Genomic DNA, 18,195 nt, shown 5'->3' with positions numbered 1-18,195 from the left:
TAAGAAACGCAGTTATAAGAAACGCAGCTATAGTAAACGTATCTAAAGGAAAACGTAGTTATAAATAACGTAGCTTTAGGAATTGTAGTTATAGAAAATGTAGCTATACAAAAATGCAACGATAGAAAAATGTAGTTATGCGAAAATGCAACTGCAGAAAAACGTAACTAAAGGTAAACATAACTATAGGAAAACATAACTATAGGAAAACCATAAATTGAAAAAACCATAATGTTTATATGGTAACAGTTCATGTATAGTGAAGTTAGAATGTGAATCTAAGGTATCACCAAAGTAGGGGCGGGATGGCGCAGGGGCGGCCTGTGGGGGCGGGGTGAATAAGTAACGGGCGCCAAATCGCTTGAGGCCGTGCCTTAGAACGGGTTACGCAGAAGAGGGCGAAACCTCGCTGGACCCGGGGCACTGTCTGAGCCGTTCTTTGGCGAGTTTGCCGCGGGTCCTGCTAATAAGAGGTTTCACCCTCTTCGGAGTTACCCGTTCTTAGGCACGGCCGAAGCGATTTGGCGCCCGTTACTTATTCACCCCGCCCCCACAGGCTGCCCCTGCGCCATCCCGCCCCGGCCCCAGGTATACCCGGCTGCCCATAAAAACGGGCAATATTATGGAAACACCCTACGGGTATACCTATATGCCCATAAAAACGGGCAATATTAAGGAAAGGAACTATGAGATATGAAGAAAGTGTTAGGGAACAAATGGTATATCTTTTTGCTGTGCGCTCCGGCCATGCTGTTGCTGATTGCCTTTGTGCTGTATCCCATCTTGAATATAGTGGTCATGTCCCTCCAGAAAACGGATGGTCTGACACCGGCTAAGTTTATCGGACTTAAGAATTTTGTCCAGCTGTTTACAGATGATGGATTTATGAGGGCCAATCTGGCGTCTCTGGGCCTGTGCCTGCTGGCTGTGCTTTGTAATGCGATACTGGCGATCGCGGTGTCGATTCTGCTGTGTACGCTGGGACCTAAGACACAGAAAATTCTGCGTACTGCATTTATCATACCGCTGGTGCTGTCGATTTCAGTTATCTCCCAGTTGTGGCTGACCATTTACCATGCGGACTGGGGACTTTTAAATACCATACTGGATAAGATCGGACTGGGATTTCTGCAGAATGAATGGCTGATTAATCCGAAAACGGCCATGATCTGTATCGCCATTGTGGGTATGTGGTGGATGTTTGGTATGGACCTTTTGATGTCATACTCGGGGATCAAGGCGATCCCGGAGAGCTATTTTGAAGCGGCTCAGCTGGACGGGGCGGGCTTCTGGCAGACAGTAAGACATATTACGCTGCCGTTACTTAAGGATGTGGCGAAGATGTGCGTGACCATATCTGCCATCGGCGGTCTGTTTACTTTTCCGCAGGTCTATATCATGACAGGCGGAGGGCCGGGGGATCTGACCACTACGGTGATGATGTATATGTATAAGCAGGCTTTTTCGAATCAGAGATATGGCCTGGCCGCTGCGGTGGGCCTGGTGGTGATATTGGAAACCTGTGTGGTGCTGGCTGTGATTAACTGGCTGTTTAAAAAGGGCAGTAGTGCGGAGTAGGAGGGAAAAGAAATGAGAATACAACATAAATGGATCCGGGTTGCACTGACGGTGGTTTTCGGTATCTGTGCGTTTTCTTCCGTATATCCTCTGTTCTGGATGCTGCTGAACTCTTTTAAGGATACATCGGAGATTATGACGGGGAGCTCTTTTGGACTGCCGTCGTTCTGGAAATTTGAGAATTATACGGATGCGCTGTTTAACCGGGATATACTGAAGTTCTTTTTGAACAGTGTGATTGTGACCGGCGCTACCCTGGTGCTGACTGTGGTTTCCGCCACCATGCTGGCTTATGCGCTGACCAGAATGAGATGGAAAGGAGCAGGGAAGCTAAATAAAGTGGTGACCCTTGGCATCCTGCTTCCGTCACAGATCGTTATTGTGCCGATCTTCGTGATGCTGCGGGAAATGCATCTGGTCAACAATCCAATGTCTTTGATTCTGACTATATCCGCTTTTAATATTGCGATGGCTACACTGATGGCCTGCAGTTTTATGAAGGGCATTCCGATGGAAATGGAAGAGGCGGCTGTGATGGACGGAGCCGGGATCTTTACGATTCTGTTTAAAATTATCACGCCGATTATCAAACCGGCGGTGGCCACGATGTGCATCAATACATTTATCAACAGCTGGAACGAATTCATCTATGCGCTGGTGCTGATTAACGGAGAAAAATACCGGACTCTGCCGATCGCGCTGATGAACTATTCTTCCGGAAAATACGGGACGGATTACGGCGGTATGTTCGCAGCGATGGTAATCACCAGTATTCTGCCGGTACTGCTGTTTGTATTTTTCAGCAATCAGGTGGAAAAAACCTTCTCTGCCGGTGCGATATTAAAATAGAAAAAAGAGAACTGAGTAGAAAAAGGAGAACTGCCATGCAGATAACATATCAGGAATATCTCGACAAAGTTCACGGCGGCTGGATCGGTAAATGCCTGGGCGGCGCCGCAGGCGCCCCGGTGGAGGGGATCAAGAAAGTGATCCCGTATGAGCATTACCGGGAAGTAATCCGGCCGGACCTGCCCAACGATGATCTTGATCTTCAGCTATTGTGGCTGGAAGTGCTGCAGAAGAAAGGGCTGTCCATCACATCCAGGGATCTGGCGGACGCCTGGAATCTGCAGTGCTGGTACCCGTTCAGCGAATACGGATTGTTTCTGAAAAATTATGAGCGGGGGATCATGCCGCCCTACAGCGGATCTTTCAATAACCCCGTCTTTCAGGAGGGAGAGGGATGTCCGATCCGCTCGGAGATCTGGGGAATGATCTTTCCCGGGAATCCGGAGAAAGCCGCTTTGTACGCCCGGATGGACGGCTGCCTGGACCATGCAGGGGCAGCGGTATGGATCGAAGAATACTACGCGGCCATGGAGGCAGCGGCCTTTGCGGAGCCGGATATCCAAAAGCTGATCGACAGCCAGCTGCGGTATCTTCCGGAGGGGTCCCGCCCCAGGAATTGTGTGGAGGATGTCCGGAGGGACTATGAAGCCGGCTGCCGGGACTGGCAGACCGCCAGGACCCGGATGATGCGTAAATATGCCCACTTCGACTTTACCAATGCGGTGACAAATCTGGGAATCGTGATCATCGCGCTGCTATACGGGGAAGGAGATATGGACGCGACCGTAAATATTGCGTTCCGCTGCGGCTATGACACCGACTGTACCTGCGCCACCGCGGCGGCCCTGTTGGGCATTACCGTTGGTGCCGCCGGCATCGATCCGGCACTCAAAGCCATGGCGACGGACAATTTCGTGATCGGGATCGCCGTAGAACGGGATAACAATTCCATCGCTGCGCTGGCGAAAGAGACCTGTGCCGTTGGAATCCTGGCCAAAGCCGCTGATATTTCCGGCATTCCTGATGATGTGAACATACCGGAACCGACGGGCAGAGGAGATAACCCGGGGATTCAGATCGAAGTAAACTATACATCCCAGCCGGCGATCGGACGGATGGATCAGTGCACATGCGATATTACCCTGCACAATCCGTGCGATCATAGCGTCAATGGTACTGTCACAGTCAGCGGATTACCTGAGAATTGGGAAATCTCGGGCAACCGGCAGCCGGTATCCCTGAATGCTGGGGAAAGCAAAAGCGTCCCGATCCAGATAAAGACCACCGGTCGGGTAAAACAGATCAACAATAAAAACCTGCTGCAGATCGAATACGCGGAAACCGTAAACGAGTTCGGGATCGCAGGAGCCATGGTATGGCAGGCTGTTGGGCCATATTTCGAGGCTTTGGAAAAGCAGGACCGGCCGGGACAGCCCTCCCCCCACGGAGAAGGCTGTAACCTGCCGACATTAGAGTGCATGGTTAACAACGCGGCCTATCTGGACAAAGCTTATGTGGATGAACAAAACTTCAGGAAAGCATTCCAAGAAGAAGACACGGTGTGGATCAACGCTTATGAGGATCTGCTCCCCCTGGATGAGACCTTTACCTTCCAGGGACAGGGGGCGGTCTATTTAAGACAGACCCTTATATCACCCGAGGACCGGGAGCTGTGGGTAGTGATCGGCAACAATGACGGATACCGCCTGTGGATCAACCAGGAACTGGTCATGGAGCAAGACGAGACGCGCCTGTGGACCCCCACCAATAACTACGAGATCATACGCCTGGCCAAAGGGGAAAATGAAATCGTTCTGAAACTTCTTCGAAGAACCGAAAGCCTCAAATTCAGCTTTGGACTTCGTAAATACGAAGGGGAACACTTCCACCGCAAGCGGTGGTATACAGATTTTGCGTCAGGGATATAAACAATTTTTGTTGTCCGGACATTTTTGGAATAAGACTGGAACCCTGTAAGTGGCGGCAGCCATTATTTATTATAAGTAGTTTATAATTTATAGTATGAGTGAATTCCGGGTATAATAGGAAACCTGAAAAAGCGTAGTATTGAGCTTTTTCAGGTTTTTCTTTTTTACGGAAGATATGGCTTTGTATGTTATATTTTGGAAGTTTATGGAGGGCGGTAACCGTCCAGAAGATATGCATGGATAGGAAACCTGGAAGGTACAGATGAAACAAACGATGACGGGAAAAGAAGCGGCAGAGGGTTTAGCGGTAGATGCTATTATGGGAACGCAGTCTTAAAAAAAATGCGGCCTTCCCGGTTTTTTCTCCCTCGTGTTCCAAAAAGAAATTTTTCAAATCCGTGCATTTTTTTGGACATCCCACATATATTGTTCTAAGAGGTGAAGAGATGGACAAGAAAAGCGAACTGATGAAAGTATTGGCAAAGAGAATACGGATCCTTCTGGAACAGCTTCCCCTTAATTTCGAGGACCTCCAGGAGATCAGGCTGCGCGTCAACGGTCCCCTCTTGATCATCTACAGAGGCCGCGAATATTTCGTGAGTGAGACCCCCTCGCTTGGCAGTGACAAAGTGCAGGCCGTAATTGTGGACAAACAGGACGTGCAGGAGACCCTGGAATATGTGGGCAACTATTCCCTGTATGCCTTCGAAGATGAGGTGAAACAGGGGTTTATCACGATCCAGGGCGGCCACCGGGTGGGAATCGCAGGAAAGACCATCGTGGAGGGGGACAGGGTGAAAAGCCTGAAATACATATCATTTCTCAATATCCGGGTCTCCCATCAGATAAAAGGATGCGCCGATCCGGTTCTTCCTTATATAAGGAACGGTAATCAGATCTGCCACACCCTGATCATCTCGCCGCCCAGGTGCGGCAAGACAACCCTGCTGCGGGATATGATCCGGCAGATTTCCGACGGACAAGGCTCATTTGCAGGACAAACCGTCGGAGTGGTGGATGAGAGATCTGAGATCGGGGGCTCGTATTTGGGCGTTCCCGGCAATGATCTGGGGATCCGCACTGACGTAATGGACTGCTGCCCGAAAGCGGAGGGCATGATGATGCTGATCCGCTCCATGGCCCCCCAGGTGATCGCGGTGGATGAGATCGGGGATTACCAGGATGCCCACGCCATTGAGTCTGTGATCCACTGCGGATGTAAGCTGATCGCCACAGTCCACGGCAGTTCCCTTCAGGATATTCTGCAGAAGCCGCTGCTGGAAAAGCTGGTGGCGGAACACACCTTTGACCGCTATATCATATTGTGTAACGGGAAAAAGGTAGGGACGGTACAGGACATCTTTGATGCGAAGGGCGACAGCCTTTTGAGGAAGGGGTGTGCGGGATGTTAAAGATGATCGGTGTTCTGCTGGTGGTGACGGCCTCCACGGGCCTAGGATTTTCCGTGAGCCGTGATCTGAAGCTTCGGATCGACCAGCTGCATTATTTGAGGAAGCTGATGCTGATGCTGCAGGGGGAGATCAAATATGTAAAGGCTCCGCTGCCGGAGGCATTTGCCAGTATCGGCAGGCGGATCCGGGAACCCTTTCAGGATTTCTTCGCCGGAGTGGCACAGGATATGGATCACTGCGAGGGAGAGACATTTCAGGAGATATGGGACAGGCGCATCCGGGAGGACTTAAAGGAGACCCGCCTGACCAAGGCGGATCTGGAGAGCCTGCGGCATATGGGGGAAAATATCGGATATCTGGATCATGAGATGCAGCTGGGTACGCTGGGCTTATATACCGAACAGCTGGAAAATGAAATTCATGCGGCAGAAAAAGTTTTCGGGTCAAAATCCAGAATATATCATTGTCTGGGCGTCATGGGCGGCATTTTTATCGCAATCCTGATCCTGTAAAAGTGTGAGAAGGCAAGCGTGAACAAAAAAAGGCGCAGTAAATGCGCCGCTGGAGGTAAGTGTGAACGAAAAGCGGTTCACGCATCCCTGAATAAAAGGCGCAGTAAATGCGCCGCTGGAGGTAAGCATGAGCGTTAATCTCATATTTAAAATAGCGGCGGTAGGAATACTGGTTTCCGTATTAAGCCAGGTGTTAAAACACAGCGGACGGGAGGAGCATGCTTTCCTGACCAGCCTGGCGGGACTGATTCTTGTATTATTCTGGATCCTGCCATATATTTTTGATTTGTTTCAGACGATTAAGGACTTATTCATGTTGTAAAGGCGGTGAGAGCGTATGGATATGCTGAGAATCGGTATTCTTGGTATTGTGGGGATTTTATTGGCGGTTCAGTTAAAGGGGACAAAGCCGGAGTATTCCGTTTACATAAGTATAGCTACCAGCCTGGTCATCTTCTTCTACGCGGCCAGACGTCTGGAGATCATTATTCAGGCAATACAGACCATACAGAGTTTTATTTCCGTCCACAGCGCTTATATCAGTACGCTGGTGAAAATTATCGGAATTACCTATATCTCTGAATTCTCTTCCGCGATCTGCAAGGATGCTGGTCATGCTACCATAGCCAGCCAGATCGAGGTGTTCAGTAAACTGGCGATCCTGGCGGTCAGCATGCCGATCCTTCTGGCTCTTCTGGAGACCATTAACGGCTTCCTGGCAGCCTGAAAGGATGGGAAGAGTGAAAATAAGCAGAATTATTTTTTGGACAGCCTTTTTCCTGGCCTTCTTCTCCGGCGGTATCTGTGCCTATGCCTCCCAGACGGAAGCCTCCCAGACAGATTCGTTACAGGCCGATTCCCAACAGATGGATACTTCCCTGTTAGATGAGGTAGAGTTCGGGGATATCCAGCAGACGCTGGATGAGGTACTGGGGGATTCCGATGTGGATTTTGAGGGAACCGTCCGGAAGGTACTGGATGGAGACGCAAAATTCAGTCTGGATCTGGTCAAGGATCTGGTCTTTGGCAGAATCGAGCAGGAATTTGGCAATAACCGCAGGATGCTGGTGCAGATTCTGATTCTGGTGACCGCATCCGCCATATTCATGAATTTTGCCAATGTATTCGAAAATCAACAGATTGCAGAGGTCAGTTTTTACATTATATATCTGCTGCTCCTGGCCATCCTGATCACCTCCTTTGAGACGATCACGAAACTGACCACAGGCGCGATCGGAGGAATTCTGGATTTTATGAGGGCGCTGATCCCCGCGTATTTTCTGACCGTGGCTGTTGCCAGCGGGGGAACCACGGCTACCGCATTCTATGGATTTACCCTGGGTCTGGTGTATCTGGTAAACTGGATCCTGCTAAATATTATCCTGCCTATGATCCACATCTATGTCATCCTGGTCCTGGTCAATAACCTATCGAAAGAAGACTTTCTCTCCAGACTGGCTTCTTTGATCCGCAGTGTGGTGGAATGGATATTAAAATCACTGTTGGCGCTGGTGATCGGGTTTTCGGTCATTCAAAGCCTGATCGCCCCTGCGGTGGATGCTTTCCGGGTATCGGTGCTGAATAAGACGGCGGGTATTATCCCGGGGGTGGGAGGGACGATCAACGCGGTAACCGAAGTGATCATCGGGTCCTCCGTATTGATTAAGAACAGTATCGGGGTGGCGGCCATGATTATTCTGCTGCTGATCTGCCTGGTCCCGGTGCTGAAGCTGGCTATTTACACATTTCTCTATAAACTGGTGGCGGCGGTAGTCCAGCCGGTGTCGGACAAACGGATGCTGGGCTGTATCAGCTGTGTAGGGGAGGGAGCCAAGCTGTCCATGAAGGCGATATTTACCGCGGCAGTTCTGTTTATGGTTACGATCGCGGTGGTGAGCGCTTCCAGCCTGACCGGTTGAAAAAGAAAGACCGGGTGAACAAAAAAATTCACCCATACCTATATGTGCGAGAAAACGCACGATTGGAGGAAATGTTGATCGAACAGATTTATCAGTGGGTAAAAAATATCGCGTTCTATCTGATCCTGATCACCGCGGTTATGAATGTACTTCCCAACAATAATTATAAAAAATATGTGAAGCTTTTCACCGGTATGGTACTGGTATTACTGGTTCTTTCACCGATCACCAGCCTGTTAAAATTAAACCGCACGATGGATTTTACATTTTTGACCAGCAGCTTTGAGCAGGAATTAAATGAGCTGGACGATCAGGCGGAAACTTTCGAATATGCGCAGAAAAGCAGGCTGTTTTCCGGATATGAGGAGGAGGTGGCGAAAGAAATCGGGGAAGTGGTGGAACAGGACGGATTGTATCCGGTGGACGTTCAGGTCGTGATGGAGGAGGATGAGAGCAGTGAGGATTACGGCAGTATCCGTCAGATCCATATTACGGCTGCATATTCCCAAAAACAGGCGGAGGGGATTTATATCGAACCTGTCCGTATCGGAACAGAGAAAAAGGAAGATTATCAGCCCGAAAGTATGGAAGAAATTAACATAAAAAATGATTTGGAACGCTTCTATAATATTTCCGCTAGTAATATAAATATTAGTATACAGAGGTAGCCTATGAAAATGGGAAAGCTGAATATCAAAAATTTAAAAAAGGATCAGCTGCTGATCATTTTACTGGTAGGAGTGCTTCTGGTGATTATCGCACTTCCCACGGATAAGAAAAGCAAGACGCAGGAAGAAAAAGAACAGCCGTCGGTCCAGCAGGCCGCAGCGGTTTCCTCGAATTCCGATGAGACAGAGCTGGAGCAGAAACTCAAAAAGGCGCTGGGCCAGGTGGAGGGCGTTGGTAAGGTGGATGTGATGATCACCCTCAAGTCAAAAGGGGAAAAGATCATTGAGAAAGACCAGAATACCACCGGTAATGTGGTGACGGAGACAGACAGCGAAGGAGGAACCCGGGAAACCAAGGAGACGAACACGCAGGAAACGACAATATACGCGCAGGAGGGCAGCGGCACCCAGACACCTTATGTTATAAAAGAACTGGGTCCGGAAATTGAGGGGGTCATAATTATAGCGGAAGGCGGGGGAGATGCGAGAGTTGTTCAGAACATAACCGATGCAGTTGAGGCATTATTTCATGTAGAGGCACATAAAATTAAAGTAATGAAAATGAAATGACGGGATAGCCATGAATAAGTGTGAAAATAAATTTTCACATCTACCTGTTTGTGCGTGTGGCGACCGCACGAATGGAGGAAAAAATGAAAGCTTAAAAAATAACAAGAATGGAGGCAGAAAAGTGAAAAATATATTTAAAAAGAATTCGGTGATTATAACGGCATTGGCGATCATGATAGCGATCGCAGGCTATCTGAATTATTCGGGAAACAAGCTGGGCAAGGAAGACGCAGAGGCCACCAGCAGTACCAATGTGGCCGAAAACGAACTGTCGGACATTTCCGACGAGGATATTCTCTCCCAGGCCAGCACGGATGGGACACAGCCTGCAGAGCAGGCTTCATCCGGCGATATCGAGAGCCTGGATGTGGATCTGGACAACGGCGCCGCTGTTTCCTCTGATGAGGTCGCCAGCACCGGCAGCGAGACTCCCGGCGAAGCGGTGCTTGCCAACTCCTCTAACGTAGGTTTCGCGGCTCAGGCCAAGCTGGATAAAGAACAGCTTCGGGCAAAAAACAAAGAAACCTTGTTGGAAGTCATCAACAACACGAATATCACGGAAGAGCAGAAGCAGACGGCCATTGATAACATGATCGCTATGACCGACATCGCAGAAAAAGAAACTTCGGCAGAGATGCTTTTGGAAGCCAAGGGCTTCACGGATGTGGTAGTCAGCGTTACGGAGAACGGGGCAGATGTCATCGTGAATGCGGCTGAGGTCTCCGATGCCCAAAGAGCACAGATCGAAGACATCGTGAAAAGAAAGACGGATGTTCCCGCTGAAAATATAGTCATTACTACCATGAATGCCACGGAATAACAGGAATACATACATTCTCTTAGAATTCCTCTTCATGAATAAAATTTTTTTTCGATACGTCATTATCGATCAGGGTCTGAGGGGCCAAAAGCTCCCCGGACCCGTTTGATTTCTATTTAAGAGGGACATGTCCATTTCAGTTTGGGACATGTCCATATCGATTTTATTGGATATAGAAGCTGTGAGACAAGTCAGGATACTGCACAGTAATAAGTTAATATATCGTGGGACTGATCATGCATCTGACTTTATATATGTTTTTACTACTTTTGTCAGTGAATCATCTGTGCTATAATGAATAACAGCAATTTTGGTGATGCTGATAGATATAATTCATATAAGATTTAGGGGGTCTTATACTAGTTTCTTATAAGGAATTACCGCAGGGCTGTTTATTATATTGATAGTCAAAGCGCAGAACGATCTGTCAGACAGGTAAGATGTAATTGCAATATTCGCGTGTAAGTAAGATGCATATCACCTCTTGGTAAAGGGATGCTTAAACCGAAATGGACATGTCCCAAACCGAAATGGACATGTCCCTAATTCAATAAAAGAATGGAGAATGAAGATGAAAAGAGTATTTCTGATTGTACTGGATAGTGTAGGAATCGGTGAACTGCCGGATGCCGCGGAGTACGGCGATAAGGGCAGTAACACGCTGAAGGCGTGCTCCACAAGCTCGTATTTTGATATGCCGAATATGGCAAAATTAGGTCTGTTTAACATTGATCATGTGGACTGCGGACCGAGGGAAGAGCATCCGGAAGGCGCCTGGTGCAGACTATCGGAAGCCTCCAAGGGTAAGGACACCACCATCGGCCATTGGGAGATCGCGGGCCTGATATCGGACAAACCGATGCCCACCTATCCAGATGGATTCCCGAAAGAACTGCTGGATGAATTCTCCCGCCGGACAGGACGGGGCTGGCTCTGTAACAAACCGTATTCCGGTACGGATGTCATTCGGGATTATGGGGAGCAGCATGTGAAAACGGGTGATTTGATCGTTTATACCTCGGCGGACAGCGTATTCCAGGTGGCGGCGCATGAGGAAGTAGTGCCCATCGAAGAGCTGTACCGGGACTGTGAGATAGCCAGGGAGCTCCTGGTGGGTGAACATGGAGTCGGCCGGGTGATCGCCAGGCCTTTCGTTGGGGCATTCCCGGATTTTAAGCGTACCAGCAACCGCCATGACTTCTCACTGCTCCCTCCCAAGGCTACGATGCTTACTCAACTGTCTGAAGCTGGCTTTGATGTGTTAAGCGTGGGCAAGATCGTGGATATTTTCGCATCGGATGGGGTGACGGATTTTGTGAGGACGGTCAGCAATGAGGATGGAATCGATAAGACATTGGATTATATGGATCGGGATTTTGAGGGATTGTGCTTCACGAATCTGGTGGATTACGATATGCTCTACGGCCATAGAAATGACGTGGATGGCTACGCGAAAGCCCTTACCTATTTCGATAAGAGGCTGCCCGAACTGCTGGAGAGGTTAAGAGAGGAAGACATCTTAATGATCACGGCTGACCATGGCTGTGACCCCTCCACGCCATCTACCGATCACTCCAGAGAGTATACGCCGCTTGTAATTGCTGGAACACGGATCAGAAAAGGAGCGGATCTGGGAACGAGGGCCACTTTCGCGGACATCGGAGCTACGGTAGTGGACTATTTCGGAGTACCACAGAAAATAGACGGTTCTTCGTTCCTGAACGAGATAATCGGATGACGCCCGTGAATATTGGCGTGAAACAATTATGGACGGCCAAAAGGATAAGTTATATTTAAATAAATGATAAATAAAATTAGCAAAGATACGAAAGGAAAGAGAATATTATGGCACAGTTATGGGGAGGCCGTTTCACGAAGCAGACGGACCAGTTGGTTTATGATTTCAATGCATCCATTACCTTTGACCAGCGCTTTTATAAGCAGGATATAGAGGGCAGCGTCGCCCATGTGATCATGATGGCGCAGCAGGGAATGCTGACGGAAGAAGAAATGAAGCAGATCGTGGAGGGGCTGAAAGGAATCCGGGAAGACGTGGAATCCGGAAAACTTCTGATAACCGAAGAATACGAGGATATCCATAGTTTTGTGGAGGCGAATCTGATCGACCGGATCGGCCAGGTGGGAAAGAAACTTCATACAGGCCGCAGCCGTAACGATCAGGTCGCATTGGACATGAAACTGTATGTCCGTGTGGGTGTGCTGGAAATAGAATCCCTGGTCAAGGAGTTATTAGAGGTTCTGCTCCATATTATGGAAGAAAATACCGAGACCTATATGCCGGGATTCACGCATCTGCAAAAGGCACAACCGGTAACGCTTTCGCATCACCTGGGAGCATATCTCGAGATGTTTAAGAGAGACCGGGAGCGTCTGCAGGATGTGTTCAAGCGCATGAATTACTGCCCGCTGGGCGCCGGCGCACTGGCAGGGACTACCTATCCGCTGGACCGGAACAGGACGGCGGAGCTGATGGGATTTTATGGACCGACGCAAAACAGCATGGATTCTGTCTCGGATCGGGATTATGTACTGGAACTATTGTCCGCCTGCTCGATTATTATGATGCATCTGAGCCGCTTCTCCGAAGAAATTATTATCTGGAATTCCAATGAGTATCAGTTCGTGGAGATCGATGACGCGTTCAGCACGGGTAGCAGTATCATGCCCCAGAAGAAGAACCCGGATATCGCGGAACTGGTCCGCGGTAAGACAGGCAGGGTCTATGGCGCGCTGATGGCGTTACTTACGACCATGAAAGGCCTGCCGTTAGCTTACAACAAGGACATGCAGGAGGACAAGGAATGGACCTTTGATGCCCTGGACACGGTTAAAAAATGTATCCGGCTGTTTACCGGTATGCTGTCTACCATGAAGTTCCGGAAAGACGTGATGGAAAACAGCGCAAAAAATGGTTTCACTAACGCCACAGACGCCGCGGATTATCTGGTAAATCACGGCGTGCCGTTCCGTGACGCCCACGGGATCGTGGGACGCCTGGTGCTGTATTGTATCGAACAGAACAAAGCCCTGGATGACATGACACTGGAGGAATTCAAGACGATCAGTCCGGTGTTTGAAGAAGATATTTATGACGCCATCAGCCTGGAAACCTGTGTGAATAAGCGGACCACGCTGGGAGCGCCGGGAAAAAGCGTAATGGAGCAGGTGATTGAACAAAATAAACAATACCTCAGCAAGGAATGGAATCCTTTCCCGGAAAAATGCTGAAATTAGGGAATTCAGTTGCTTTTTTTACGGAATTGGAGTAGTATATTTCCAATAAAGACAAATGTACGCGGTACAAAAACAAAGAGCCGCAGATGAAGAGTTCCCACAGCGGAACTCTTACATATAAAAAGATATAATGAGGAGAATGAGAAGATGAGTCAGAAATTAAGAGTAGGTATCCTGGGCGGTACCGGTATGGTAGGACAGCGATTTATATCATTATTGGAAAATCATCCGTGGTTTGAAGTGGTTACGATCGCCGCAAGCCCCCGGTCCGCAGGAAAGACATATGAGGATGCGGTAGGTGACCGTTGGAAGATGCAGACACCGATGCCGGAAGCGGTTAAGAATCTGGTGGTTATGAATGTCAATGAGGTTGAAAAAGTGGCAGCCGGCGTTGACTTTGTATTCAGCGCTGTCGATATGACGAAAGAGGAAATAAAAGCCATCGAGGAAGCGTATGCGAAAACAGAGACTCCGGTGGTGTCCAATAACAGCGCGCACCGGTGGACTCCGGACGTACCTATGGTAATACCGGAAATCAATCCGGAACACTTTGAGGTAATCAAGTTCCAGAGACAGCGTCTGGGCACCAAGAGAGGATTTGTGGCGGTAAAACCAAACTGCTCCATCCAGAGCTATGCTCCCGTATTGACAGCATGGAGAGAATTCGTTCCCACCATCGTGGTAGCCACCACCTATCAGGCAATCTCCGGCGCCGGCAAGACCTTCAAAGACTGGCCGGAAATGATTGAAAATATTATCCCCTATATTGGAGGGGAAGAAGAAAAGAGCGAGCAGGAACCCTTACGTCTGTGGGGCAGCATCGAGGATGGAGAGATCGTCAAAGCACAGAGTCCCGTCATCACCTGCCAGTGTATCCGTGTGCCTGTACTGGACGGACACACCGCTGCTGTATTCGTATCCTTTGACAAGAAACCGGCAAAAGAAGAACTGATCGACCGTTTAGTAAACTTCAAGGGTCTTCCTCAGGAACTGAACCTGCCCAGTGCGCCGAAGCAGTTCATACAGTACCTTGAAGAAGATAACCGCCCTCAGGTTAAGATGGATGTCAACTTCGAGAACGGCATGGGTATCTCCGTAGGGCGCCTGCGCGAAGACACCGTCTATGATTACAAGTTCGTGGGCCTTTCCCATAACACGGTCCGCGGTGCAGCAGGCGGTGCGGTACTTTGCGCGGAGCTGCTGAAGGCTCAGGGGTATATTCAGGGAAAATAGGTTTACTGAGGGACGGCGCGGACTGGTGCGAGGACAGACACTGGGGGAGGGGCCAAACCAGGATGCACCCCTCCAGGTGACCGCTCGGTACGAACTTGCCCTATGGGGCCCGGCAGGAGAGCGGTGTCTGTGATCTCCTATCTCACTTAAGGCTGTTACCCGGTGAAATCTAAATGAAATCGGATCAGCAAGTTTGCGGTACGTGGCCGATTCACCGTGAATGCTTGATGCATTCGCGGTTCAGCAGCCACCGAAAGTCTGCACGGAACGCAGTCTTTCGCCACAAATCTGCCGATCCGATTTCATTAAGATTTCACATGGGCGCCTTATGTGAGATAGGAGATCACAGACACCGCTCCCCTGCCGGGCCCCATAGGGCAAGTTCGTACCGAGCGGACACCTGGTGGGGTGCATCCTGGTTTGGCCCCTCCCCCAGTGTCTGTCCTCGCACCAGTCCGCGCCTGCTCTAATTCCGCCTGGAAAGACCAGAGGCACCTCTGGGGCGATCTTACGCTGTATGCACCCGTTCAAATCCTGTCCGAATTCCGCTTTAGTAAATGAAAGAAAAAATTACAGGTACCCCGGCCTATCTGACCATGGGAAAAGGCATATATAGTGCAGGGAGGAGAGGGGGGCGGCCAAACCTGGGGGCACGGGCAGCAAATCTCGCGGGGCCATATCGCTTGAGACCGGATCTTAGAACGGGTTACGCAGATGATGGGAGAACTTCGCAGGGCCTGGAACACTGTCCGAGCCGTCTTTTGGCGAGTTTGTTCCGGGCCCTGCCAATAAGAGGTTCTCCCTTCATCGGAGTTACCCGTTCTTAGATCCGGTCGAAGCGATATGGCCCCGCGAGATTTGCTGCCCGTGCCCCCAGGTTTGGCCGCCCCCCTCTCCTCCCGACCCTAATCTAAGTATCCCCTCAGCCAGAACTCTTCCTATGTGCTTTTTATGTGCCCATTGATTTTTGGAGAGTTTCATAGTACGATGAAAGACGAAATAATTTTACAAAAGGAGAGCATGCAGTTATGGGGATAACGACTAGTAAATTTCAGGATTCGGAAGCGACACTTTATACGATGGAGAACAGTAACGGATGTAAATTGACCGTATGTGATTATGGTGCGGTTTTGTATTCACTTTTGATGCCGGATCGGGATGGAAAGATGTTGGATGTGGTGCTGGGGTATGAGGGGCCGGAAGGATATCGGCACAACGATCCGGGACTGGGAGCTGTCGTTGGAAGAAATGCCAACCGGATCGGGAAAGCGGCTTTTGAACTGAACGGGATTGTCTGGAAATTAGAGCAAAATGATAATGGAAATAATTTACACAGCGGATTCAACCGCTACTATGAGCGGATGTGGGATGCGAAGATGAGCGGTACCGATGCAGAACCAGCTGTTATCTTTAGCCTGCACAGCCCGGATGGGGATCAGGGATTTCCCGGAACAGCGGATGTTACGGTGACCTATACGCTGACCGCTGACAATGAGGTGAAAATATCTTATCATGCGGTTTCGGATAAAGATACCATTTTCAATATGACGAATCACAGCTATTTTAATCTGAACGGCCATGATTCAGGAGACGCTGTGGATCAGATTCTCTGGATGGATGCGGATGCATATACACCAGCGGACGCAGAGCTGATACCTACCGGGGAGATCGCGCCGGTGGACCTTACTCCCATGGATTTCCGTGTGGCTAAGCGGATTCGGGACGAGATCGACAGCGACTTTGAACAGCTGACGATGGCCGGCGGTTATGATCACAACTGGGTGCTGGCCCATCCTGGCAGCGGACGGCCGTTCGCAGTATTAAAATCCGAGAAGAGCGGGATCGTGATGGAAATGTATACCGATCTGCCTGGTGTCCAGTTTTACAGCGGGAATTTCCTGAAGGGAGAGATTGGGAAAGGCGGCTGCTCTTATGCAAGACGTGCCGGTGTCTGCTTTGAAACCCAATATTACCCGGATGCCGTGAATAAGCCGGAGTTTCCTTCGCCGGTGGTGAAGGCTGGGGAATGCTACCACACCACTACGGTTTACAAATTTAAATGTGAATAAATAGCGGGCGTTTTCAGCCAGACGGACAGGATTGTCAGAGGATAAGCACCTTCACCGGTAGTATACCGGTGAAAGTACGGCGATTATCCTCTGACGGTCCTGTCTTTTTGCTGCGGGAACCAGATCTGTGAATATTTTAAACGGAATGCAATAAAATATTAGAAATACTTATTGCAAATACAAACTGTAATTGATATAATTACATTTAAGCCAGGTAATGAACAAGAATTGCAATGTGGTTTTGTTACGAAAGAGGACGGTGAAACAGTCTGAGGTTCACCATAGCGATAGGTGCGGAAAACGCACAATGGAGGAAAGAGTAATATGGGTATTTTAACGGGATACGCTGGAACTTATGAATCTGCACAGAGTTTCGGTATCTACCGATTTACTATTGATGGGGAGACGGGAGCATTGACAGAACCAAAACTGTATTATCCTGCTCCGAATGCCAAATATGTATCTTTGCAGAAGGGGAAAATCGCCGCACCGGTGGAACGCCATAAGCGGGCAGGGATCTGCCTGGTAGATCTGTCAGCAAAGGATCCGGCAGCGGAGGTATTTTGTGAAGAGCAGACGGCATGTTATGTGATACAGGACGGACCACGGATTTATACGGCTAATTACCATGAGGGTACGGTTATGGTTTATGAAGCGCAGGATAAGCCCGGTAAAGAGCAGGATAAGTCCGGTAAAGGCCTTCGTCTGCTCAAAAGAATCCGGATCGCGCCGGCTGCCGGCTGCCACCAGGTTATCCTGCACGGCCAGTATTTGCTGGTGCCCTGTCTGGAGCTTGATAAGATACGGATCTTTGATGGCTCCCGGAATTATGAGCCGGCGGGAGAAATAAGTTTTCCAGCCGGAAGCGGACCAAGACACGGGATCTTTAACCGGGACCACACCAGGTTTTATCTGGTGACAGAACGAAGCAACGAATTGTATACGTTCCGTGTGGATGAAAACGCAGGATTTTATCAGCTGGATTCCCGTTCGGTTCTGCCGGAAAAGGGGACCAGGGAAGATGATACGGCAGCGCTTCGGATATCACCGGATGAGCGTTTCCTGTATGTTTCTACCCGCGGTTCGGATCTATTAAGCGTGTTCTCGCTGGAAGATGAACTCCCGGAAGCGGTTCAGTTTGTGTCCTGCGGCGGCAGGCATCCCAGAGATTTTGCGATTGTACCGGGAGGAAAGTTCCTTCTGGTGGCAAATCGGTTCTCTAACAACCTGATCTGTTTCAGGCTGGGTGGCCGGACTGGAAGGATTAAGGAAATCTGTGATGCAGTGACGCTTGATGAGGCTGTCAGCATTGTATTTGATCCTGAAAGCAGGAAAGCAGAGGAATCATATGAAGGAAAATAGACGGATAACATGGAGGAAGA

16 protein-coding genes are annotated in these 18,195 nt (G+C 49.4%); all 16 read left to right on the top strand.

Going from position 1 to position 18,195, the window contains the following annotated elements:
• The first annotated feature begins 693 nt into the window (after positions 1–693).
• The 16 genes from KTH90_RS11910 to KTH90_RS11835 all read left to right on the top strand — a co-directional run bounded on the left by KTH90_RS11910 (position 694) and on the right by KTH90_RS11835 (position 18,175).
• A complete protein-coding gene (locus KTH90_RS11910) occupies positions 694–1,578 on the top strand; it encodes a carbohydrate ABC transporter permease (protein WP_158352824.1) in 885 nt (294 codons plus the stop codon).
• A 12-nt stretch (positions 1,579–1,590) separates the two neighbouring features.
• Complete coding sequence (locus tag KTH90_RS11905; RefSeq protein WP_158352823.1) at positions 1,591–2,427, top strand: carbohydrate ABC transporter permease; 837 nt, start codon at positions 1,591–1,593, stop codon at positions 2,425–2,427.
• A gap of 35 nt (positions 2,428–2,462) precedes the next feature.
• Positions 2,463–4,355, top strand: a complete 1,893-nt coding sequence (locus KTH90_RS11900; protein ID WP_158352822.1) for an ADP-ribosylglycohydrolase family protein — start codon at positions 2,463–2,465, stop codon at positions 4,353–4,355.
• Between the two features lie 446 nt (positions 4,356–4,801).
• Positions 4,802–5,767, top strand: a complete 966-nt coding sequence (gene spoIIIAA / locus KTH90_RS11895) for a stage III sporulation protein AA (protein WP_158352821.1) — start codon at positions 4,802–4,804, stop codon at positions 5,765–5,767.
• Entirely contained in the window at positions 5,761–6,279 is a 519-nt protein-coding gene (locus KTH90_RS11890) for a stage III sporulation protein AB (RefSeq protein ID WP_158352820.1), read from the top strand. Before spoIIIAA ends, KTH90_RS11890 begins: the two co-directional genes overlap by 7 nt.
• Before the next feature lie 127 nt (positions 6,280–6,406).
• Positions 6,407–6,601 carry a stage III sporulation protein AC gene (gene spoIIIAC / locus KTH90_RS11885; RefSeq protein WP_158344120.1) on the top strand — a complete coding sequence of 65 codons (195 nt, stop codon included), beginning with the start codon at positions 6,407–6,409 and terminating at the stop codon, positions 6,599–6,601.
• A 15-nt stretch (positions 6,602–6,616) separates the two neighbouring features.
• Entirely contained in the window at positions 6,617–7,006 is a 390-nt protein-coding gene (locus KTH90_RS11880) for a SpoIIIAC/SpoIIIAD family protein (RefSeq protein WP_158352819.1), read from the top strand.
• Positions 7,007–7,019: 13 nt separating this feature from the next.
• The gene (locus KTH90_RS11875; RefSeq protein WP_238726852.1) at positions 7,020–8,198 is read left to right on the top strand and encodes a stage III sporulation protein AE; all 1,179 of its coding nucleotides are present in this window, start codon (positions 7,020–7,022) and stop codon (positions 8,196–8,198) included.
• A gap of 71 nt (positions 8,199–8,269) precedes the next feature.
• A complete protein-coding gene (gene spoIIIAF, locus KTH90_RS11870) occupies positions 8,270–8,866 on the top strand; it encodes a stage III sporulation protein AF (protein ID WP_158352817.1) in 597 nt (198 codons plus the stop codon).
• Between the two features lie 3 nt (positions 8,867–8,869).
• The gene (locus tag KTH90_RS11865; RefSeq protein WP_158352816.1) at positions 8,870–9,436 is read left to right on the top strand and encodes a stage III sporulation protein AG; all 567 of its coding nucleotides are present in this window, start codon (positions 8,870–8,872) and stop codon (positions 9,434–9,436) included.
• 121 nt (positions 9,437–9,557) lie between these two features.
• Positions 9,558–10,256 (top strand): SpoIIIAH-like family protein, encoded by a 699-nt coding sequence (locus tag KTH90_RS11860; protein ID WP_158352815.1) that lies wholly within the window; start codon positions 9,558–9,560, stop codon positions 10,254–10,256.
• A gap of 571 nt (positions 10,257–10,827) precedes the next feature.
• Complete coding sequence (locus KTH90_RS11855; protein ID WP_158352814.1) at positions 10,828–11,994, top strand: phosphopentomutase; 1,167 nt, start codon at positions 10,828–10,830, stop codon at positions 11,992–11,994.
• Positions 11,995–12,101: 107 nt separating this feature from the next.
• A complete protein-coding gene (gene argH / locus KTH90_RS11850; RefSeq protein ID WP_158352813.1) occupies positions 12,102–13,505 on the top strand; it encodes an argininosuccinate lyase in 1,404 nt (467 codons plus the stop codon).
• 153 nt (positions 13,506–13,658) lie between these two features.
• Positions 13,659–14,744 carry an aspartate-semialdehyde dehydrogenase gene (gene asd / locus KTH90_RS11845; RefSeq protein ID WP_158352812.1) on the top strand — a complete coding sequence of 362 codons (1,086 nt, stop codon included), beginning with the start codon at positions 13,659–13,661 and terminating at the stop codon, positions 14,742–14,744.
• A gap of 1,028 nt (positions 14,745–15,772) precedes the next feature.
• A complete protein-coding gene (locus tag KTH90_RS11840) occupies positions 15,773–16,813 on the top strand; it encodes an aldose epimerase family protein (protein WP_158352811.1) in 1,041 nt (346 codons plus the stop codon).
• Positions 16,814–17,137: 324 nt separating this feature from the next.
• Positions 17,138–18,175, top strand: coding sequence for a lactonase family protein (locus KTH90_RS11835; protein ID WP_158352810.1), 1,038 nt, complete (start codon positions 17,138–17,140; stop codon positions 18,173–18,175).
• Positions 18,176–18,195 lie beyond the last annotated feature (20 nt).

Origin of the sequence: Diplocloster modestus (genome assembly GCF_019042245.1) — a bacterium.
Classification (GTDB): domain Bacteria; phylum Bacillota; class Clostridia; order Lachnospirales; family Lachnospiraceae; genus Diplocloster; species Diplocloster modestus.
The sequence above is the reverse complement of the archived record's forward strand: the minus strand, read 5'-3'. Positions and strand labels throughout refer to the sequence as shown.